Source organism: Pseudomonas oryzihabitans, from assembly GCF_014522265.1.
In the GTDB taxonomy this organism is placed as follows: Bacteria; Pseudomonadota; Gammaproteobacteria; order Pseudomonadales; family Pseudomonadaceae; genus Chryseomonas; species Chryseomonas aestiva.
Genome location: NZ_CP017024.1, coordinates 1767037 through 1788310 on the forward strand (window position 1 = coordinate 1767037; position 21274 = coordinate 1788310).

Annotated in this window: 18 protein-coding genes; 14 read left to right on the plus strand and 4 right to left on the minus strand. The window is 66.8% G+C overall.

The genetic code is table 11. The annotated features are described in order from the left end of the window. The first annotated feature begins 79 nt into the window (after nt 1-79). From pstB to BGI51_RS08170, 4 genes are all read left to right on the plus strand, one after another. Complete coding sequence (gene pstB, locus BGI51_RS08155) at nt 80-907, plus strand: phosphate ABC transporter ATP-binding protein PstB (RefSeq protein WP_133860362.1); 828 nt, start codon at nt 80-82, stop codon at nt 905-907. 58 nt (nt 908-965) lie between these two features. Then, nucleotides 966-1691: a phosphate signaling complex protein PhoU gene (gene phoU, locus BGI51_RS08160; protein WP_007161478.1), complete on the plus strand. Its 726-nt coding sequence runs from the start codon at nt 966-968 to the stop codon at nt 1689-1691. A gap of 72 nt (nt 1692-1763) precedes the next feature. Next, nucleotides 1764-2684 carry a response regulator gene (locus BGI51_RS08165; protein ID WP_133860363.1) on the plus strand — a complete coding sequence of 307 codons (921 nt, stop codon included), beginning with the start codon at nt 1764-1766 and terminating at the stop codon, nt 2682-2684. Between the two features lie 77 nt (nt 2685-2761). Then, nucleotides 2762-3661, plus strand: a complete 900-nt coding sequence (locus BGI51_RS08170; RefSeq protein ID WP_187980843.1) for a peptidoglycan DD-metalloendopeptidase family protein — start codon at nt 2762-2764, stop codon at nt 3659-3661. A 9-nt stretch (nt 3662-3670) separates the two neighbouring features. Here BGI51_RS08170 and BGI51_RS08175 read toward each other — a convergent pair whose 3' ends face one another. After that, nucleotides 3671-4471 (minus strand): helix-turn-helix transcriptional regulator, encoded by an 801-nt coding sequence (locus BGI51_RS08175; RefSeq protein ID WP_133860365.1) that lies wholly within the window; start codon nt 4469-4471, stop codon nt 3671-3673. A gap of 348 nt (nt 4472-4819) precedes the next feature. Here BGI51_RS08175 and BGI51_RS08180 point away from each other — a divergent pair, with 348 nt between their 5' ends. Next, nucleotides 4820-5707 (plus strand): M23 family metallopeptidase, encoded by an 888-nt coding sequence (locus tag BGI51_RS08180; RefSeq protein ID WP_187980844.1) that lies wholly within the window; start codon nt 4820-4822, stop codon nt 5705-5707. A gap of 188 nt (nt 5708-5895) precedes the next feature. After that, nucleotides 5896-7797 carry a sensor domain-containing diguanylate cyclase gene (locus BGI51_RS08185; RefSeq protein WP_187980845.1) on the plus strand — a complete coding sequence of 634 codons (1902 nt, stop codon included), beginning with the start codon at nt 5896-5898 and terminating at the stop codon, nt 7795-7797. 12 nt (nt 7798-7809) lie between these two features. Here BGI51_RS08185 and BGI51_RS08190 read toward each other — a convergent pair whose 3' ends face one another. Both BGI51_RS08190 and glcC read right to left on the minus strand, forming a co-directional pair. Then, the gene (locus BGI51_RS08190; RefSeq protein WP_133860368.1) at nt 7810-9174 is read right to left on the minus strand and encodes a hemolysin family protein; all 1365 of its coding nucleotides are present in this window, start codon (nt 9172-9174) and stop codon (nt 7810-7812) included. Between the two features lie 145 nt (nt 9175-9319). Beyond that, nucleotides 9320-10087, minus strand: coding sequence for a transcriptional regulator GlcC (gene glcC, locus BGI51_RS08195; RefSeq protein WP_183631932.1), 768 nt, complete (start codon nt 10085-10087; stop codon nt 9320-9322). 208 nt (nt 10088-10295) lie between these two features. Between glcC and glcD the strand changes: the two genes are divergently transcribed. The 5 genes from glcD to BGI51_RS08220 are packed head-to-tail and all read left to right on the plus strand — an operon-like array spanning nt 10296 to nt 16717. Beyond that, nucleotides 10296-11795 carry a glycolate oxidase subunit GlcD gene (glcD, locus tag BGI51_RS08200; protein WP_133860601.1) on the plus strand — a complete coding sequence of 500 codons (1500 nt, stop codon included), beginning with the start codon at nt 10296-10298 and terminating at the stop codon, nt 11793-11795. Then, entirely contained in the window at nt 11795-12841 is a 1047-nt protein-coding gene (gene glcE, locus BGI51_RS08205; protein WP_187980846.1) for a glycolate oxidase subunit GlcE, read from the plus strand. Before glcD ends, glcE begins: the two co-directional genes overlap by 1 nt. Before the next feature lie 12 nt (nt 12842-12853). Next, nucleotides 12854-14104, plus strand: coding sequence for a glycolate oxidase subunit GlcF (gene glcF / locus BGI51_RS08210; protein ID WP_187980847.1), 1251 nt, complete (start codon nt 12854-12856; stop codon nt 14102-14104). Continuing rightward, the gene (locus tag BGI51_RS08215; protein ID WP_133860372.1) at nt 14101-14505 is read left to right on the plus strand and encodes a heme-binding protein; all 405 of its coding nucleotides are present in this window, start codon (nt 14101-14103) and stop codon (nt 14503-14505) included. Before glcF ends, BGI51_RS08215 begins: the two co-directional genes overlap by 4 nt. 37 nt (nt 14506-14542) lie before the next feature. Further along, nucleotides 14543-16717, plus strand: coding sequence for a malate synthase G (locus tag BGI51_RS08220; protein ID WP_187980848.1), 2175 nt, complete (start codon nt 14543-14545; stop codon nt 16715-16717). 183 nt (nt 16718-16900) lie between these two features. Here the strand turns inward: BGI51_RS08220 and BGI51_RS08225 are convergent, their stop codons facing one another. Next, on the minus strand, nt 16901-17893 hold the full coding sequence (locus BGI51_RS08225) for an Abi family protein (protein WP_187980849.1): 993 nt from the start codon (nt 17891-17893) through the stop codon (nt 16901-16903). A gap of 306 nt (nt 17894-18199) precedes the next feature. Here BGI51_RS08225 and rpoZ point away from each other — a divergent pair, with 306 nt between their 5' ends. The 3 genes from rpoZ to BGI51_RS08240 all read left to right on the plus strand — a co-directional run bounded on the left by rpoZ (nt 18200) and on the right by BGI51_RS08240 (nt 21218). After that, nucleotides 18200-18472 (plus strand): DNA-directed RNA polymerase subunit omega, encoded by a 273-nt coding sequence (gene rpoZ, locus BGI51_RS08230; protein ID WP_007161465.1) that lies wholly within the window; start codon nt 18200-18202, stop codon nt 18470-18472. 3 nt (nt 18473-18475) lie between these two features. Further along, nucleotides 18476-20635, plus strand: coding sequence for a bifunctional GTP diphosphokinase/guanosine-3',5'-bis pyrophosphate 3'-pyrophosphohydrolase (gene spoT / locus BGI51_RS08235; RefSeq protein ID WP_187980850.1), 2160 nt, complete (start codon nt 18476-18478; stop codon nt 20633-20635). Nucleotides 20636-20837: 202 nt separating this feature from the next. Continuing rightward, a complete protein-coding gene (locus tag BGI51_RS08240) occupies nt 20838-21218 on the plus strand; it encodes a RidA family protein (RefSeq protein WP_007161463.1) in 381 nt (126 codons plus the stop codon). The last annotated feature ends 56 nt before the right edge of the window (nt 21219-21274 follow it).

The following is a 21274-nucleotide window of genomic DNA, read 5'->3' on the forward strand; positions in this document are numbered from 1 at the left end:
CGAACCGCCAAAAATCACTCGCCAAATCTCGTGCGAACTTCTGAAGCGCCACACTAGCGCCCGCGGCCGAGGAGACCCCATGCCTTCCGATTCCTCCATCTTCAGAACTGCCGCCGCCTACGCGGCCAGCGCCCAGCCTGCGGCGAGCGAAGGTGGCGTGGCCCTGTCGGTGCCGCGGCTCAATCTGTTCTACGGCAAGAAGCAGGTCTTGCAGGACATCGCCCTGGAGATCCCGCGCCAGCGGGTTACCGCCTTCATCGGCCCCAGCGGTTGCGGCAAGTCGACCCTGCTGCGCTGCTTCAATCGCCTGAACGACCTGGTGGAAGACTGCCGCATCGACGGCGAGATCCTGCTCGACGGCCAGAACATCTATGCCCGCGGCACCGAGATCGCCGAGTTGCGGCGGCGGGTGGGCATGGTGTTCCAGAAGCCCAATCCCTTTCCCAAGAGCATCTACGAGAACGTGGTCTACGGCCTGCGCATCCAGGGCATCAAGCAGAAGCGGGTGCTCGACGAGGCGGTGGAGTGGGCGCTGCACGGCGCGGCACTGTGGGAAGAGGTCAAGGACCGCCTGCACGAGTCGGCCCTGGGGCTCTCCGGCGGCCAGCAGCAGCGCCTGGTGATCGCCCGCACCATCGCCGTGCAGCCCGATGTGCTGCTGCTCGACGAACCCTGCTCGGCGCTGGACCCCATCTCCACCCTCAAGGTGGAAGAGCTGATCCACGAACTGAAACAGCGCTACACCATCGTCATCGTCACCCACAACATGCAGCAGGCGGCGCGGGTGTCCGACTACACCGCCTTCATGTACATGGGCCAGCTGGTCGAACACGGCGATACCGACACCCTCTTCACCAATCCGGCAAAGCGGCAGACCGAAGACTACATCACCGGCCGCTACGGCTAGTTCCAGGCAGGCCGGTGCCCCACCCGGCGACTCGCTCCTCTCAGGCAGGACTGACAGCATGATCAACAAAGAAGGCCACACGCAGCACATCTCCCAGCAATACAACGTCGAACTGGAAGAGGTCCGCAGCCACCTGCTGGCCATGGGCGGTCTGGTGGAAAAGCAGGTCAGCGACGCCGTGCGCGCGGTGATCGACGCCGATGCCGGCCTGGCGCGCCAGGTGCGCACCATCGACGACCAGATCGACATCATGGAACGCGGCATCGACGAGGAATGCTTGCGCATCCTGGCCCGCCGGCAGCCCGCGGCCTCCGACCTGCGCCTGATCATCAGCATCTCCAAGTCGGTGATCGACCTGGAGCGCATTGGCGACGAGGCCTCCAAGATCGCCCGCCGCGCCATCGAGCTGACCGAGGACGGTGAGGCCCCGCGCGGCTACGTCGAAGTCCGCCACATCGGCGAACAGGTGCGCAAGATGGTCCATCAGGCGCTGGACGCCTTCGCTCGCTTCGACGCCGAACTGGCGCTCTCGGTGGCCCAGTACGACAAGCTGATCGATCGTGAATACAAGTCCGCGCTGCGCGAATTGGCCACCTATATGATGGAAGACCCGCGCTCGATCTCGCGGGTGCTGAGCATCATCTGGGTGCTGCGCTCCCTGGAGCGGGTCGGCGACCACGCGCGCAACATCGCCGAACTGGTGATCTACCTGGTGCAGGGCACCGACGTACGGCACATGGGCCTCAAGCGCATGGCCGAAGAGGTCAATCGGTCGCGCGAATGATCCGCCCGGTCACTCCCCCGGTGGCGTCCCGGACCTGCCTGCTATGCTGGAAGACTTGGCATGGAGTGACCGATGAGCAAGTTGAACGTACTGGTGGTGGATGATGCGCCCTTCATTCGCGATCTGATCAAGAAGGGCCTGCGCAACCTGTTTCCCGGGCTGGTGGTGGACGAGGCGGCCGATGGTCGCCGCGCCCAGACGCTGCTCGGCAAGCAGCGCTTCGACCTCATCCTCTGCGACTGGGAAATGCCCGGCATGACCGGTCTGGAACTGCTGAGCTGGTTTCGTGCCCAGCCGGACCACAAGGGCGTGCCCTTCATCATGGTCACCAGCCGCGGCGACAAGGAAAACGTCGTCCAGGCCATCCAGGCCGGGGTGTCCGACTACATGGGCAAACCCTTCTCCAACGAACAGCTGGCGGCCAAGGTCAAGAAGGCCCTGCAGCGCACCGGCAAGCTCGCCGAGTTGCAGGCCGGCGCCCAGCCACGCCCGGCCACCGGCTTCGCCAATGACTCCCTCGGCGCCCTGACCGCCGGCCGCAGCGACGTGGTCCAGCCGGTCGCCGCCCCGGTGGCGGCCCCGGCTGCCACCTCCAGCGCCGCCCTGCTCACCGGCGGCGCGCCGCCGCCACCTGCCCGCGGCAAGCCCGCCGCCAATTTCGGCCAGGGCCAGCTGCGCCTGCCCAACGCCAGCATGGCCTGCCTGATCAAGGCCATCAGCATCAAGGAGGCTTTGCTGGTGGTCCGCCGTGGCGATCCGCTGCCGCAGATCCTGGAAACCGCCGTGCTCGACCTGGAGCAGGGCGAAGATGGAGGCGACGTGGCGCGCCTCAATGGCTATCTGCATTCCCTCAGCGCGGTGGAAGCGACCCCGGCCAGCGAGTGGGTGCAGGTCAACTTCCGCTTCATCGACCGTGACCCGGCCAAGCTCGACTACCTGTCGCGACTGATCGCCAAGGGCACTGCCCAGCGGCACTACGTGCCGGGCGCCTAGGGCAGGGCGGCGCCATGCAGAGGCTGGCACGGAGACTGCTTCGCACTGCGACACCGCGGATTTCTGACGCCTTGCCCATGCCCCTTGCCTGTCGCCTGCTGCTGCTGTCGCTCGTCCTTTCGGGTCCCGCCCTGGCGGCGCCCATCTACAAGTATGTGGATGGCAACGGCGTGGTCACCTACACCGACAAGGCGCAGAAGGGCGCCAAGGTGATGACCTTCAGTGACGACCCCATCGAGCGACTCGACCAGCGGGTCAAGCTGCAGCCGCGGCACTATGCCGGCGGCACGGTACTGGAGGTGCGCAACGACAGCTTCCTGCCGGTGACCGTCACCCTGCGCCTCTCGGCGCTGCAGAATGTCAGCGGGGTGGGCGAGGCGCCCATCCGCAAGGTCCTGCCGGCGCGCAGCCTGACGCGCCTGGCGACCCTGATCGCGCCCGATCCGGGCCGTCCGCAACGCTATACCCCGCAGCTCACCACCCTGATGGGCAGTGCCACCCCGGTCTTCGCCTCCGGTTTCGCCTATCCGCTGCCCTGGCTGGGCGGACCCTTCAACGTCAGCCAGGGCGCCGGCGGTGGTTTCAGCCACAACACGCCCAAGAGTCGCTATGCGGTGGACATCGCCATGCCCGAGGGCACGCCCATCGTGGTCTCGCGCGCCGGTCAGGTGGTGGAGGTGGAGAACGACCAGGATGGGCGCGGCAATCACCCCTCCGGCAACTTCGTGCGCATCCTCCACGACGACGGCACCATGAGTGTCTACCTGCACCTGCAGCGCGGTTCGATCAAGGTCGCCGAAGGCCAGTGGGTGCGCCCGGGCCAGGCGCTGGCGTCTTCCGGCAACACCGGACGCAGCACCGGGCCGCACCTGCACTTCGTGGTCCAGCGCAACACCGGCGAAGCGATCGAATCCATCCCCTTCCGCTTCGCCCAGGCGGTGGACAGCCTGCCGAACTTCGCCGTCGGCGGACCTTGAGCGCCGGGGTCAGCCCTGGGCGTCGAGGTACTCGCTGGGCGAGACGCCCAGTACCCGGCGAAACATCCGGGTAAAGGCCGAGGGCGAAGCATAGCCCAGGTCCAGGGCCACCCGGGTCACCGGCTCGCCGGCGGCCAGTCGCGGCAGGGCCAGCATCAGCCGGGTGTGCTGGCGCCAGGTGGAAAAGCTGGTGCCGGTTTCCTTGAGGAACAGCCGCGCCAGACTGCGCGAGCAGAGGTGCAGCTGCTGCGCCCAAGTCGCCAGTGCCGTGTCGTCGGCGGGATCGGCGTGCAGACTGGTCTGGATGGCCCGCAGGCGCCGGTCGGCCAGCGCCGGCAGGTGCAGGGCGGTCTCTTCGAGAAACACCAGCTCCGCCAGCATCAGCGCCCGTACGTGGCTGCCCAGCTCGGCCTCGCCGTAGGAAGCGCCGCCGCGTCTCAGGCAGCGCAGCAATTCGCGCAGCAGCGGCGAGATGAGCACCATGCGGGTGGCCGCCTGGGGACAGGGCAGGCCGCTCGGCAATTCGATGATCACCACCTGCAGGGTGGCCTCGCCATTGGCCCGCGCCTGGTGCTCGATGCGCGGCGGAATCCAGATCGCCTGCTTGGGCGGTACGTACCAGACCCCTTCGTGGGTGGTGACCTCCAGCACGCCGTTGACCGTGTACATCAGGTGCGCCTGATCGTGCACATGCGGCGGCCACACCTGGCCATGGGCGAAGGTGCTGAGCTGGGACACCAGGGGACCGGCAGGCGGGATGGGGGCATCCGCCACTACGCTCCGCGCTCGGTCGATTGTCTGTTCCTGCATAACAGCTGTCCGTTTCGGTTGGGCCGGGTCCAGGTGCCAGGGCCTAACCTGCAGCACTATGGCCGGAGCATCGGGCGCGCCCAGGGGTGACCCCTCTGCACGCCGCAAACCTGCCTCTCGCGGGAGTGTCGCACAGAACACCCGCCGCTTGGCTGACCTGCCTGAACCATCAGGCCTGTATTGAACTACCGTCCGATCGGTGGCAGCGTGGCACAGGGATTTGAGTGCCACGCTTTTTTATTTGCGTCGATGCTTTGCCAGCGGCTTCACAAAGCCGGGGTTTGGCCGTCGCCCAGTCTGCATGGCTTTGTTAGGTTCTGTCCTTGCCCATCATGGTGGCCCTATGCCATGGACCGACGCCTGACCGCCCTGATCTCCTGCCTGACCCTCGCCCTGGCCATGCCCGCCCCCGCGCCGGCTGCCGAAAAGGCGACCCTGACCAAGACCTCCGCCAAGAGCCCGGCCCGCAAGGGGCAGGTCAAGCTCAAGGTACGCAATGCCAGTGAAGGCCGCATCTTCGAGGTTCGCAACGATTTCGACGTACCCGTGCGGGTCGAGCTGCGCCTGCAGCGCACCGTCAACGTGGCCGGTGCCGAGCGCCCGATCCGCCAGGTCATCGAGCCGCGCTCCACGGTGCAGCTGGCGGTGATCCGCAAGCGCCAGCAGGGCTTTCCCATGCACTTCGAACAGGCCTTCAGCTACAGTCCGCAGCTGCCGGTCGGCACCCTGCCGCCGCTGGCGACGGATGTCGCGGGTGCTGCCGACAACGGCATCGGCTATGGTTACGCCTGGCCCTGGCGCCAGGGTGTCTACTACGTGACCCAGGGCGCGGGCGGCGATTTCAGTCACCACACGCCCAAGGGCCGCTATGCCGTGGACATCGCCATGCCCGAGGGCACGCCGATCAGCGCCGCCCGGGCCGGCACGGTGATCGACGTCGAAAACGGCCAGTTCGGCCATGGTCCCAACCCCTCCGGCAACTTCGTGCGCATCGCCCACGAGGACGGCAGCCAGAGCGCCTACCTGCACCTGCGCCGCGGTTCGGTCAAGGTGCGACCCGGCGAGCGGGTGGAGATCGGCACGCCCCTGGCGGAGTCGGGCAACACCGGTCGCAGCACTGGTCCCCATCTGCATTTCGTCGTCCAGGCCCACACTGGCGGTGAAATGGTCTCCATTCCCTTCCGTTTCGTGCGACCGCTGGCGGCCCTGCCCAACATGGCGCTGGGCGACCGCTGAGTCCGCGCTTAAGGGCGTTCCAGACCGGCTGACGCCACCGGGCCCATCCAGGGCCCAGGCACCCTGTCGCCGGTAGAAATCCCTTGGCAGAAACAGGCCTGGTGGCGTTATGCTATCACCACGCTATTTCCTCCAGGGCGCGGGCTCTACCGCGGCCTTTCCTTCCTTCAGGCTACGGATGCCGCCCCATGAAAGGATTCCTGGCCGCCCTGTGCGCCGGTGGGCGCAATCGGGCTTTGCACCTGCTGGTCCTGCTACTGATCGCCCTCGACGGCCAGGCGCAGGTGCTGCGGCTCGACGATCCGGCGCGCAGCTACGATCCCCGCCCGGCACTGGAGATTCTCAAGGCGCCCGCCAGTCTGACCTTTGCCGAGGCCGCCGCGCGCCCAAGCGGTGGCGAGGACGGCTGGCATGCGCCGGATGAGCTGGAAATGCTGCTCCATGACGGTCGCCAGGGTCTCTGGCTGCGCTTCGCCATCCAGGGCCGCGACGACCAGGCCTGGTGGCTGATTCCGACCTGGCCGGTGCTGGATCGCCTGGACCTGCGCACCCGCGCTGCCGATGGTCGCTGGAGTCCGCTGCAGCGCAGCGGTCTGGCGCTGCCGGCGACGCAACGGGCGCTGCCCGGGCGCCAGCTGATGTTCGCCCTGGCGCCGACCGCGGGCGCCGTGGAGGAGGTCTACCTGCGGCTGGATTCGCGGGAGACCTTCGTCCTGCCGCTGCGCCTGGTCACCCCGGCCACCTATCTGCGCGAGGCCCAGCAGGATGCCTGGCTGGTCGGCAGCTTCTTTGGCTGCCTGATCACCATCCTGCTGCTGACCCTCACGCTGTGGGGTTTCGGCCGCCGCTCGGGCTTTGGCTGGTACGCCCTCTATCTGCTCAGCGTCATCGGCTATCAGGCGGTCACCAGCGGCTATGGCGCCTGGCAACTCTGGCCGGAGAGCCCGGCCTTCGCCCTGCGCGCGCACCTGGCCTTCGCCGCCCTGTGCTTTCTGAGTGGCGGGGTGTTCGTGCGCTATCTGCTCAGTCTCTATCACGGCGGTCGCTGGATCGATTTCGGCAATCGTCTGCTGATCGGCTACTGGAATGTGGCGCTGGTCGTCACGCTGATCTGGCCGGACCTGCTGAGCTTCCAGGAAATGCTCGGCATGATGGCGCTGAGTTGCCTGGGCCTGCTGGGCACCACCACCTACCTGGCGCTGCGCGGCAGCCGCATGGCGCTGTGGTTCAGTGCCGCCTGGGCCCTGCTGTTGCTGGGCAGCGCCATCCAGCTGCTGGCTGTGGCCGGCTGGCTGGCCGCCGACAGTCCGGCCTTCCATGGGCAGATGGCCGGTTTCGCCCTGGGCTTCGTGATGCTGTCGCTGGGGCTCACCGAGGGCCTGAGTCTGCAGCGGCGGGCGCGAATCGAGGCCCAACGGCAGGCCCTGGAAGCCTCCACCGCGCTGGCCCGGGAGCGCGAGGCCTCCTTTGTCGAACTGGAGTTGCGGGTGGCGCTGCGCACCGTGGAGTTGCAGCAGGCCAAGGCTTCCCTGGAACGACTGAATCGCGAATTGCTGCACCAGAGCCAGACCGATCCCCTGACCGGACTCGGCAACCGCCGGCATTTCGAGCGCCTCTTCCAGCAGGAGATCCGCCGCGCCATCCGTGCCGAACTGCCACTGGCGGTGCTGCTGGTGGACATCGATCACTTCAAGGCGGTCAACGACACCCATGGCCACACCCTGGGCGACGAATGCCTGAGGTGTGTGGCCGAGGTGTTGCGCCAGCACGTCCAGCGGGCGGGGGAGGTGGCGGCGCGCTATGGCGGCGAGGAGTTCGTCATCACCCTGCCCGGGAGCGACCAGGTCGCGGCCCGGACGCTGGCGGAGCGCATCCGCAAGGACGTGGCGGCGCTGGAATTGCAGACCGAGCACGGACGCCTGCGGCCGTCGATCAGCATCGGGGTCGCGGTGACCGTGCCGAGCAATCTCGAACACGGCCTGGGGCTCCTGGAAGACGCCGATCGGGCGCTCTATGCGGCCAAGCGCGGCGGGCGCAATCGTGTCTGCCTGAGCGATGGCCTGCCGGCGCTGGGCAGCGGACGCGGCTGAGGCCGCGCGCCCTCAGCGCTCTTCCGGCGGGCGCCGGCGGACGTCCTTGGGGTCCAGCTTGATGACCTTGGCCAGGACGATCTTGGGACCCTTCATCTTCTTGACGATGATGCGCAGCCCTTCGGCCTCCAGCACCGTCTCCTCTTCCGGAACGCGCTTCAGGCTGTCGTAGATCAGCCCGGCCAGGGTCTCGGCCTCGACGTGATCCAGGTCGATGCCCAGCAGCCGCTCGACCTTGAACAGCGGGGTGTCGCCACGCACCAGCAGCTTGCCCGGCTGGTAGGCGACCACGCCGCGCTCGGTCTTGCGGTGTTCGTCCTGGATGTCGCCCACCAGGACCTCGAGCACGTCTTCCATGGTCAGGAAGCCGATGACCTTGTGGTCGGCTTCCTCCACCAGCACGAAGTGCGCGCCGCCGCGGCGGAACTGCTCCAGCAGGTCGGACAGCGGCATGTGCTTGGTCACCCGCTCCAGCGGATGCACCAGGTCGTCGAGGTCGAAGGAGGCGGCTTCACTGTCCAGGCCGGCGATGGCCAGGAGCAGGTCCTTGATGTGCAGCACCCCGGTAAAGGTCTGGCTGTCTTCGTCATAGACCGGGTAGCGGCTGTACTTGGAGCGGCGGATCTGGGTGAGGATCTCGTCCAGGCTGGCCTTGCTGTCCAGGTAGATGAGGTCTTCGCGGGAATTGGCCCAGTCCACCACCTCCAGCTCGCCCAGCTCCACCGCCGAGGCCAGCACCCGGGCGTCCGGGTCGGTGGCGCGGTTGGAGTGCAGGATCAGCTTGAGTTCGTCGCGGCTGTAGTGGTGCTCGTGGTGCGCGCCCGGCTCGCCCTGGCCGGCGATGCGCAGGATGCCGTTGGCGCTGGCGTTGAGCAGCCAGATGGCCGGGTACATCAGCCAGTAGAACAGGTACAGCGGCACCGCCGTCCACAGCGAGAGCAGGTCGGGCTTGCGGATCGCCCAGGACTTGGGCGCCAGCTCGCCGACCACGATGTGCAGGTAGGAGATGATGAAGAACGCCGAGAAGAAGGCGATGCCGTGGATCACCTCGGGACTGCTGACGCCGACGGCGCCGAGCAGGGGTTCGAGCAATTCGGCGAAGGCCGGCTCGCCGACCCAGCCCAGGCCCAGGGAGGCCAGGGTGATGCCGAGCTGGCAGGCGGAGAGGTAGGCGTCGAGCTGGTTGTGCACCTTCTTGAGGATGCGCCCGCGCCAGCCATGCTTCTTGGCGATGGCTTCCACGCGGGTGGCGCGCAGCTTGACCATGGCGAACTCGGCGGCGACGAAGAAGCCGTTGAGCAGCACGAGGAAGAAGGCGAAGAACACGAGGCCGAGATCGGCGAACAACGTCGAGGCGAGACTGGTGGAAGGGTCCATTAGGGCCGAGAGCTGCAGAAAGGTCGGCTAAGCATGGGGCGGGGCAGGGCAGTTGCAAGATGTTGCGCCCGCTGGAGGGACGGGGCGCACCCTGGGCTGACGGACAGTGGCTCTGGCGCCGATGTTTGCCGGCGGGCCTTTTTCGCTAGGTCCAGCCTTCCAGACGCATGGTGGCCCGCACCAGGCGCTGCTCTTCCTGCTCGATCTCGCGCAGGCTGTCCCTGACACTGTGGATGTGCTCGCGGGCGGCGGCATGGGCTTCGTCGGGCAGGCGCTGGCTCACGGCGGCATAGAGGCGGGCATGCTGGGCGTCGATTTCGCGGCGCTGCGGTGGCCGATGATAGAGATTGGCGATGCAGGCGAACACCGAGCCCAGCAGCAGCTCGTTGAGCGATTGCAGGGTGTGCACCAGCACCGGGTTGTGCGAGGCCTCGCTGATCGCCAGGTGGAAGGCGTGGTCGAGGCGGGCGTGGGTTTCCGCCGGCAGGCTGGCCGGATCCTGGCAGGCGGCGCACAGCTCGTCGTAGCGGCGGCCGATGAGCACCAGGTCGGCGGTGGTGGCGCGCAGCGCGGCCAGGCGCGCGGCTTCGCCTTCCAGCAGGGCGCGGACTTCCAGCAGGTCATAGAGGGTGCGCGGCTGGCTGCTGAACAGGTGCAGCAACGGATTCTCCGCCGCCGGCGCCGCCAGGCGGGCGACGAAGCTGCCCTGGCCGTGGCGGGTCTCGATGATGCCACGGGCGCGCAGCAGCCCCAGGCCCTCGCGCAGGGCGGTGCGGGAGACGCCGAGCTTGTCGCACAGGCGGCGCTCGGAGGGCAGCGGCTGGCCGACCTTGAGCACCCCGTCCACCACCAGCCGTTCGATCTGCTGGCTGACGTTCTCGGCGACGGGAAGGCGGGCGACGGGTGCGGACATAAGGATTTCCTGCTGGTATGACCACGAGGTTCCATCCTAGTGAGCCATCAGCCGGATTTGCCGTCAAGCAGGCTGAAACCTGCTAATCCTTTGGTCGAAGAGGGCGTAAAAACTGGTATGACCAGTGTGTTGGGTCATGGACGCCCTGGTCGCAGTCGGGGTACAACAAAGCCTCTCCAGCCAGAACAACAACAAGGGTGGTTACCCGATGAGCCTGGTCTACGACGAACGTCTCGACGGCGCCTTGCCCCGCCCGGACAAGGCGCAACTGCTGCAGCGGTTGCGTGTCGAACTGCCCGAGCACTGCCTGCTGCACGACAGGGAAGACCTCAAGCCCTACGAATGCGATGGCCTGGCGGCCTATCGCACCACGCCGCTGCTGGTGGTGCTGCCGGAAACGGTGGAGCAGGTGCAGGCGACCCTGCGCCTCTGCCATGAGCTGAACGTGCCCCTGGTGGCACGCGGTGCCGGCACCGGTCTCTCCGGTGGCGCCCTGCCACTGGAGCAGGGCGTGCTGCTGGTGATGGCGCGCTTCAATCGCATCCTCGACGTGGACCCCGATGGCCGCCGTGCCCGGGTCCAGCCCGGGGTGCGCAACCTGGCCATCTCCCAGGCCGCGGCGCCCCACGACCTCTACTACGCCCCCGATCCCTCGTCGCAGATCGCCTGTTCCATCGGTGGCAACGTGGCCGAGAACGCCGGCGGCGTGCACTGCCTGAAATACGGCCTGACCGTGCACAACGTGCTGGCGGTGGAGATCGTTACCCTGGAGGGCGAGCGCCTGACCCTGGGCAGCGCCGCCCTGGACAGTCCCGGCTTCGACCTGCTGGCGCTGTTCACCGGCTCCGAGGGCCTGCTCGGCGTCGTGGTGGAGGTGACCGTCAAGCTCCTGCCCAAGCCGCCCTGTGCCCGGGTGGTGATGGCCAGCTTCGCCGACATCGAACGCGCCGGAGCGGCGGTGGCCGACATCATCGCTGCCGGCATCATCCCCGGTGGGCTGGAGATGATGGACAACCTGACCCTGAGAGCCGCCGAGGACTTCATCCACGCCGGCTACCCGGTGGACGCCGCGGCCATCCTGCTCTGCGAGCTGGACGGGGTGGAAGCCGACGTGGCCGCCGACATCGAGCGCGTCAGCAGCCTGCTGGCCGCCGCCGGCGCCACCGAGATCCGCCTGGCCCGCGACGAGGCCGAGCGGCAGAAATTCTGGGCCGGGCGCAAGAATGCCTTTCCCGCGGTGGGGCGGCTGTCGCCCGACTACTACTGCATGGACGGCACCATTCCACGCCGCGCCCTGCCCGAGGTACTGCGCGGCATCGAGGCGCTGTCCGCGGAATACGGCCTGGCGGTGGGAAATGTCTTCCATGCCGGCGACGGCAACCTGCATCCGCTGATTCTCTTCGATGCCAATAGGCCCGGCGAGCTGGAGCAGGCCGAGGCCCTGGGTGGTCGCATCCTCGACCTCTGCGTGGCGGTGGGCGGCACCATCACCGGCGAACATGGCGTGGGTCGGGAAAAGATCAATGCCATGTGCACCCAGTTCCAGTCCGGCGAACTGCTCTTCTTCCACGCGGTGAAGGCCGCCTTCGATGCCCCCGGGCTGCTCAATCCCGGCAAGAACGTGCCGACCCTGCACCGCTGCGCCGAATTCGGTGGCCTGCACGTGCATCGTGGCCAGCTGCCCCACCCCGAACTGGAGCGCTTCTGATGGACAGCCTGGAACTGCTCCTCGACCAGGTCCGCGAGGCCCTGGTCCGTCGCCAGCCGCTGCGCATCCATGGCGGCGACACCAAGGCCCACCTGGGGCGTGCGGTCGAGGGCGAGCCGCTGGACGTCAGCGGCCACCGCGGCCTGGTGCACTACGACCCCACCGAACTGGTGGCCACGGTCCGTACCGGCACGCCGCTGGCCGAACTCGATGCCGCCCTGGCCGAGCGGGGGCAGATGCTGCCCTGCGAGCCGCCACGGCTGGGGGAGGGCGCCACGGTCGGCGGTACCCTGGCCTGCGGCCTCTCCGGTCCGCGCCGGCCCTGGGCCGGCAGCCTGAGGGATTTCGTCCTGGGCACCCGCTTGATCACCGGCACCGGCGAGCACCTGAGATTCGGTGGCGAGGTGATGAAGAATGTCGCCGGCTACGACGTCTCTCGCCTGCTGGCCGGTAGCCAGGGTTGCCTGGGGGTGATCACCGAGGTGTCCTTTAAGGTGCTGCCCAGGCCGCGTTGCAGCCAGAGTCTGAGCCTGGAACTGGACGCCGCGCGCGCCCTGCAGCGCCTCGCCGTCTGGGGCCGCGAAGCCCTGCCGATCTCGGCGGCCTGTCATGACGGGCAGCGGCTGCAGCTGCGCCTGGAGGGCGGCGAGGGCTCGGTGCGCTCGGCCGTTGATCGCCTGGGCGGTGAAGCCCTGGGCGAGGCCTTCTGGGACGAGCTCAACGAACAGCGGCTGGCCTTTTTCGACGACCCCAGGCCGCTGTGGCGGCTGTCGGTACCGGTCAATACCCCGCTGCTGGAGTTGCCCGGCAGCCTCTTGCTGGACTGGGGCGGTGCCCAGTACTGGCTCAAGAGCGATGCCCCGGCCACGGTCCTGCGCGCGATCGCCGAGCGGGCCGGTGGCCATGCGCTGTGCTACACGCCGGACGCCGAGCGCGAGGCCCAGCACCCGCTGCCCGCCGCGCTGCTCGACTATCACCGTCGCCTCAAGGCGCGCCTGGACCCCCAGGGGATCTTCAATCCGGGTCGGCTGTACGCCGGACTGTAGGGGAAAGACATCATGCAAACCAATCTGAGTCCCGCCGCCCGTGAACTGCCCCGTGCCGCCGATGCCGAGCGGGTGCTGCGCAGCTGCGTGCACTGCGGCTTCTGCAACGCCACCTGCCCGACCTACCAGTTGCTCGGCGACGAGCTGGACGGGCCGCGTGGGCGCATCTATCTGATCAAGGGCATGCTCGAAGGCGGCGAGGTCAGCGAGAAGACCCGCGAGCACCTCGACCGCTGCCTCACCTGCCGCAACTGCGAGACCACCTGTCCCTCGGGCGTCTCCTATCACGAATTGCTCGACATCGGCCGCGCCGAGGTGGAGCGCCGGGTGCCGCGGCCGCTGGGCCAACGCCTGCTACGCGCCGGGCTGCGCCAGGTGCTGCCGCAGCCCTGGCTGTTCGGCGCCCTGCTGAAAGGCGGCCAGGCGCTGAAGCCGCTGCTGCCGGCCGGCGTCCAGGCCAAGCTGCCGGCGCGCATCGCCGCCCCGGGCATGCGCCCGGCACCGCGCCATGCCAGGCGCATGCTGATCCTCGAAGGCTGCGTGCAGCCGGGGCTGTCGCCCAATACTAATGCCGCCACCGCGCGGGTGCTGGATCGCTTCGGCATCAGCCTGGACGCCGCGCCCCGCGCCGGTTGCTGTGGCGCGGTGGACTATCACCTCAATGCCCAGGAAGCCGGCCTCGATCGCGCCCGGCGCAATATCGATGCCTGGTGGCCGGCGCTGCAGGGCGGCGCCGAAGCCATCATCCAGACCGCCAGCGGCTGCGGCGCCTTCGTCAAGGAATACGCCAGCCTGTTGAAGGACGACCCGGCCTATGCCGCCAAGGCGCGGGAAGTCTCGGCGCGCACCCGCGACCTGGTGGAGGTGCTGCGCGAGCTGCCGCTGGAAGAGCTGCAGCTGCAGGACACCCCGCGGCTGGCCTTCCATTGCCCCTGCACCCTGCAGCACGCCCAGCGCCTCGGTGGCGCCGTGGAAGACGTCCTGCAGCGCCTCGGCTTTCCGTTGGCGCCGGTGCCGGACGGTCACCTCTGCTGCGGTTCGGCCGGCACCTATTCGCTGACCCAGCCGGACTTGTCGCGGCGGCTGCGCGACGCCAAGCTCGATGCCCTGGAGAGTGGTCACCCCGAGGTGATCGCCACCGCCAACATCGGTTGCCAGAGCCATCTCGACGGCGCCGGGCGCACCCCGGTACGCCACTGGATCGAAATCCTCGACGCGGCCCTGGCCGCTCCGACCCAACCCTTAACCCTGGAGGCCCCATGAACACCAAAGCCGTGCTCACCCTTGCCGAGATCAACACCCTGCTGGCCGCCGGTCGCGCCGAAGCCGAACGCCAGGGCTGGGCCGTGTGCATCGCCGTGGCCGATGACGGCGGCCATCCGCTGGCGCTGTTGCGCCTCGACGGCGCCGCGCCGAACAGCGCCTACATCGCTCCGGAAAAGGCCCGCAGCGCTGCCCTGGCGCGCAAGGAGTCCAAGGTGCTGGAAGAGATGATCAACAACGGCCGCACCGCCTTTCTCAGCGCTCCGCTGATGCAGGGCATGCTCGAAGGCGGGGTACCCATCCTGGTGGACGGCCAGGTGGTGGGCGCGGTTGGCGTCTCCGGCGTCAAGGCGCCGGAAGATGCGCAGGTCGCCAAGGCCGCCATCGCGGCACTGGGTTAACCCTCTCTCGACAGTTTCGTTATCAAGGAAAGCCATCATGACCGACCGCACTACCCTGGGCCGCCTGCAGGTGGCCACCGAACTGCAGCGTTTCATCAACGAGGAAGTGCTGCCCGGCACCGGGCTCGACACCGCCGCCTTCTGGTCGGGCGTGGACACCCTGGTGCACGAGTTGGCGCCGCGCAATCGCGAACTGCTGGCCGAGCGTGATCGCCTGCAGGTGGAGCTGGACACCTGGCACAGCACCCATCCCGGTCCGGTCACCGATCTGCCCGCCTACCAGGCCTTCCTCGAAGGCATCGGCTATCTGCAACCGGTCCCCGGCCAGGTGCAGGCCTCGACGGCCGGCGTCGACCGCGAGATCGCCGAGCAGGCCGGTCCGCAGCTGGTGGTGCCGGTGCTCAACGCCCGCTACGCCCTGAACGCCGCCAACGCGCGCTGGGGTTCGCTGTACGATGCCCTCTATGGCACCGACGCCCTGCCCGAGAGCGAGGGCGCCGAACGCGGCAAGGGCTACAACCCCACCCGCGGTGCCAAGGTGGTGGCCTTCGCCCGCCAGGTGCTGGACGGCGTGGCGCCCCTGGCCAGTGGCTCGCACCGGGACGCCACCGCCTACCGCATCCAGGACGGTCGCCTGGTGGTGGACCTCAGGAGCGGCACCAGCGAACTGGCCGATCCGGCCGCCTTCGTCGGCTACCAGGGCGATGCCGCCGCGCCGTCCGCGGTGCTCTTGCGCCACAACGGCCTGCACCTGGAGATCCAGATCGACCGCGCCAGCACCATCGGCAAGACCGACGCCGCCGGGGTCAAGGACCTGCTCATGGAAGCCGCGGTCAGCACCATCATGGACCTGGAAGACTCCATCGCCGCGGTGGACGCCGCCGACAAGGTCTTGGCCTATCGCAACTGGCTGGGCCTGATGAAGGGCGACCTGGCCGAAGAGGTCAGCAAGGGTGGCGAGACCTTTACCCGGCGCCTCAACCCCGATCGCGAGTACCAGGGCGCCGACGGCCAGCCGCTGAGCCTGCACGGGCGCTCGCTGCTGTTCATCCGCAACGTCGGCCACCTGATGACCAATCCGGCGGTGCTGCTGGAGGACGGTCGCGAGATCCCCGAAGGCATCCTCGACGCCCTGGTCACCGTGACCATCGCCATGCACGACCTCAAGCGCCAGGGCAACTCCCGCAGCGGCTCGGTGTACATCGTCAAACCGAAGATGCACGGCCCGGCCGAGGTGGCCTTCGCCGTGCAGCTGTTCGACCGCGTCGAGGCCCTGCTGGGGCTGCCGGCCAACACCGTCAAGCTGGGCATCATGGACGAGGAGCGCCGCACCAGCGTCAACCTCAAGGCCTGCATTGCCGCCGCCGCGGCGCGGGTGGCTTTCATCAACACCGGCTTCCTCGACCGCACCGGTGACGAGATGCACACCGCCATGCTGGCCGGGCCCATGCTGCGCAAGGGCGACATGAAGACCTCGAAGTGGATCACCGCCTACGAGCGCAACAACGTGCTGGTCGGCCTGGCCTGCGGCCTGCGCGGCAAGGCGCAGATCGGTAAGGGCATGTGGGCCATGCCCGATCTGATGGCGGCCATGCTGGAACAGAAGATCGGTCATCCCAAGGCCGGCGCCAACACCGCCTGGGTACCGTCGCCCACCGCCGCCGTGCTGCACGCGCTGCATTACCATCAGGTCAACGTCCAGCAGGTGCAGCAGGAGCTGGAACGCAGCGACGTCGACGCCGCCCGTGGCGAGTTGCTCGCCGGGCTGCTCAGCGTGCCGGTGGCCGAGTCGCCGGACTGGTCCGCCGAAGCCATCCAGCAGGAACTGGACAACAACTGCCAGGGCATCCTCGGCTACGTGGTGCGCTGGGTCGACCAGGGCGTGGGCTGCTCCAAGGTGCCCGACATCCATGACGTCGGCCTGATGGAAGACCGCGCCACCCTGCGCATCTCCAGCCAGCACATCGCCAACTGGCTGCACCACGGCGTGGTCACGGCCGCACAGGTGGACGAGACCCTGCAGCGCATGGCCAGCGTGGTCGATGGCCAGAACGCCGGCGATGCGCTCTACGAACCCATGGCCGGCCACTTCGACAGCTCCTACGCCTACCGCGCCGCCCGCGACCTCATCTTCAAGGGCCGCGAGCAGCCCAGCGGCTACACCGAGCCGCTGCTGCACGCCTGGCGGTTGAAGAAGAAGGCGGGCGCCTGAGAGGTATGATTCCCAACGCGCGAACGTAGCTTACGGAGTGAACGTTGGAATCCTTGGTCCAGAGCGGTATGCGCCGGCTTGACGGACTTCAGGTCGTTCCCTAGTATGGATCCCAACACGGCCCCTCTCGGCTGACTCACTTAGGTGACGAAGCTGCTGAGGGGTTTTTTATTGCCTGCGTTTTTACCAGTCAGCTTCCCAGCCAGGCTGGGCACCCATACCTGCGATGTTCAGGCCCAGGTGCGATAGTTCCGGGAAACTCAATAGATGCGCCTTGATTCGCTGTGACCACGTAGATCGAGGATTCACGACCTCCAGAAGATGACGGGTCATACACAGCAGTAGGTAGCAAAGCGCCAGAGCATGCACATTGCCTATGAAAGGCTGTGCCCAAGACGCCTCGGCCAGGGAGGGTAGTTTCGGCTGATCAATGATGTTGCGATTCCACAGTCGGCTGTGGTGTGCGCAAACATTGCGTAGATAGTTAAGACTGCGTAACCAGGACGAAAAGACCCGACCGTTCGATAGCCCATACTTGGCTGCGATGGCGTCCTGTTCGGTCTCTTGCAGGCCACTGTACAGCGTGGACATCGTGCCGAAATCCCAAACTTCCGCCGCTATCCAGATCGGCAAGGGCAGCCCGTACTTGTCCTTGCAGTGCCGAATGAAGTCTTCCTTGGAGCGGGCGATCAATTTCGCCTGACGTCCCAGCCAGTCGTGGTGGCGGCTGAGTCCGGTTCGAGGATCAAGCTTGCTGCTGAATTCGCCATGCAATAGTTCGGGGCGCAAGTAGGCAAAGGCATCTCTGGCACCGAGGCAGTAGGTGATGTCGACTCTCAAGCCGACTTCAATGCGCTCCAAGGCATCCAGCGTCAGTAGTCGGAGCTTCTTGTCGAACACATAGAGGTCGACGGCATTCTGAAAGGTGGCACCGACCTTGAAATCGTCCAGCGCCAAGGTAGTGACCTTGGGCTTTTGCGGCTTCTTACCTTTGTCGAGCAATACCAGGGCGCCGCTTCGCTCGCGGAACGCATACCAATAGCCGCTCAGGCGGTAATAGCCGATTCGGCTCAGGTAGTTGAGCGCCAACGTTCTATCGGTGACGGCCAGGCCGCGTCGAGTCAATTGATCCAGTTGGTCATCCACGCTCATCCATGGCTTGGCGTATCCCGACATTGATCAATTCCTTTTGATCAGAAAGCTATGCAGCGGCTTGGCTAGTAGCCTATAGCCCGAGCTGCGCGATTCTTCGGGCCTGCTAGAGGGCGCTCAAGCAGACGTTTTCTGCGAGTAAAAGAAAAGCTTGTAGTACGTTAGCGATCAAGTAGTCCAGGCAGAAGTCCTTTGCCCAGGACGGATCCTCCACCGGAACAACCCCGAGGACCGGCGGTCCTCCGACCACCGCCTCTTCCCTTGCCACTGGCGAATTTTTATACTATCGGGTCCCCCGTTCCCGGGATCATCATCGCCACGAGGAAGACCATGGCCCGCGTTACTGTCGAAGACTGCCTGGACAACGTAGACAACCGATTCGAGCTGGTCATGCTCGCCACCAAGCGCTCGCGCCAGCTGGCCACCGGCGGCAAGGAGCCCAAGGTACCGTGGGACAACGACAAGCCCACCGTTGTCGCCCTGCGCGAAATCGCCGAAGGCCTGGTCGACGAGGAAGTCATCCGTCTGGACGACATCGTCGAAGAAGAGCCGCTGTTTGCCGCTTTCGAAGTCAACGAAGAAGCGGACGGCGAGGCCCTCTAAGCCATGGCCGCCGAGCCTGCGTATGGTGACGCCCGCCCGACCGGCATCGACTTGCTGGCCGAGCGTCTGGCGGACTACCTGACCCCCGACCAGGTCAATCTGGTCAGGCGGGCCTACTACTACGCCGAGCAGGCTCACGATGGGCAGCGCCGCCGCAGCGGCGAGCCCTATGTCACCCATCCGCTGGCCGTCGCCAACATCCTCGCCGACATGCACATGGACCATCAGAGCCTGATGGCGGCCATGCTGCACGACGTGATCGAGGACACTGGTATCGCCAAGGAAGCCCTGGTCGCCCAGTTCGGCGAAACGGTGGCGGAGCTGGTGGACGGGGTCAGCAAGCTGACCCAGATGAAGTTCGAGACCAAGGCCGAGGCCCAGGCGGAGAACTTCCAGAAGATGACCATGGCGATGTCCAAGGACATCCGCGTCATCCTGGTCAAGCTGGCCGACCGGCTGCACAACATGCGCACCCTGGACGCCATGCCGCCGGACAAGAGTCGGCGCATCGCCAAGGAAACCCTGGAAATCTACGCGCCCATCGCCAACCGGCTGGGCATGCACGATTTCTACGTGGAATTCGAGGACCTGGGCTTCCGCGCCATGCACCCGATGCGCGCCGAACGCATCCAGCGGGCGGTCAAGACCGCGCGGGGCAATCGCCGCGAGATCCTCGGCAAGATCCAGGAATCCCTGGCCAACTGCCTGGCCCGCGACGGCCTGGACGGCGAGGTGGTCGGCCGCGAAAAGCACCTGCACAGCATCTACCAGAAGATGCGCGGCAAGCGTAAGTCGTTCAACGAGATCATGGACGTCTACGGCTTCCGCATCATCGTCGACAAGGTCGACACCTGCTACCGGGTACTCGGTGCGGTCCACAACCTCTACAAGCCGTTCCCGGGGCGCTTCAAGGACTACATCGCCATCCCCAAGGCGAACGGCTACCAGTCCCTGCACACCACCCTGTTCGGCATGCACGGCGTGCCCATCGAGATCCAGATCCGCACCCGCGAGATGGAAGAGATGGCCAACAACGGCATCGCCGCCCATGGCCTGTACAAGGCCGGCGGCGACGAGCCGCGCGCCAGCCACCTGCGCGCGCGCCAGTGGGTGAAGGGCATCCTCGAGTTGCAGCAACGCGCGGGCAACTCCCTGGAGTTCATCGAGAACGTGAAGATCGACCTCTTCCCCGACGAGGTCTACGTCTTCACCCCCAAGGGTCGCATCATGGAGCTGCCCAAGGGCTCCACGGCCGTGGACTTCGCCTATGCGGTGCACACCGACGTGGGCAACAGCTGCATCGCCTGCCGCATCAATCGCCGCCTGGCGCCGCTGTCGCAGCCGCTGGGCAGCGGCGAGACGGTGGAGATCGTCACCGCGCCCGGTGCCCGGCCCAATCCGGCCTGGCTCAACTTCGTGGTCACCGGCAAGGCGCGCACCAACATCCGCCACGCGCTCAAGCAGCAGCGGCGTTCCGAGTCCATCAGCCTTGGCGAGCGCCTGCTGAACAAGGCGCTGTCGGGCTTTGGCACCCAGCTGTCGAAGATCTCGCCGATGCGCATCCTCTCGGTACTGGGCGAGTACAAGGGCGTGGTGCTGGAAGACCTGCTCGAAGAGATCGGCCTGGGCAATCGCATGGCCTACGTGGTGGCGCGGCGCCTGGTGTCCGGCAGCGAGCAGGAAGAGCCGCTGGAGCCGCAGCCCGGCACCACGCCGCAGGGTCCGCTGGCCATCCGCGGCTCCGAAGGCCTGGTGATCAGCTACGCCAAGTGCTGCACGCCGATTCCGGGCGATCCCATCGTCGGCCACCTGTCGGCCGGCAAGGGCATGGTGATCCACCTGGAAAACTGTCGGAACATCGCCGAATTCCGGCACAACAGCGAAAAATGCATCGTGCTCAACTGGGCCAAGGACGTCACCGGCGAATTCAGCGTCGAGTTGCGTGTCCAGCTGGAGCACCAGCGCGGCCTGATCGCCGTGCTGGCCAACAACGTCACTGCGGTGGACGCCAACGTCGAGAAGATCGGCATGAACGAGCGCGACGGCCGGGTCAGCGTGGTCCAGCTGGTGGTCAGCGTGCGCGATCGCGTGCACCTGGCGCGGGTGATCAAGAAGCTGCGCACGCTCAAGGGCGTGGCCGGTATCACTCGGGTTCGCAGCTGAGAACCTGCTCACGATCTGCTGCGCGTCGGCCAAACGGCGTTGAAAATGCCTTCGGAATGCTCATTTACCCCTCGTAAACTCCGCTTCCTCAGGCATTTTCGCCTTGTTTGCCTCTAGCTCGCACGATTGTGAACAGGTTCTGAGGTTGCAGCGGGTCGCCACCGGCTTGCAGAATCGGTCCTTTCCCGCACAGGAGCGACCCATGAGCAAGCAAGTGATCCACACCGACAAGGCGCCCGCCGCCATTGGCACCTATTCCCAGGCGATCAAGGTCGGTGACACCGTCTATCTCTCCGGGCAGATCCCGCTCAACCCGACCAGCATGGAGCTGGTGGACGGCTTCGAAGCCCAGGTGGTCCAGGTGTTCGAGAATCTCAAGTCCGTCGCCGAAGCCGCCGGTGGTTCCCTGGCCGACATCGTCAAGCTGAACATCTTCCTGATCGACCTTGCGCATTTCGCCACCGTCAACGAAATCATGGGCCGCTACTTCCAGCAGCCGTATCCGGCGCGCGCTGCCATCGGCGTTGCCGCGCTGCCCAAGGGCTCCCAGGTGGAAATGGACGGGGTGCTGGTGCTGGGTTGATCCCGCACAGGACCCGTAGGTTGGGCTGAGCGCAGCGAAGCCAAGCCAAGCAATAA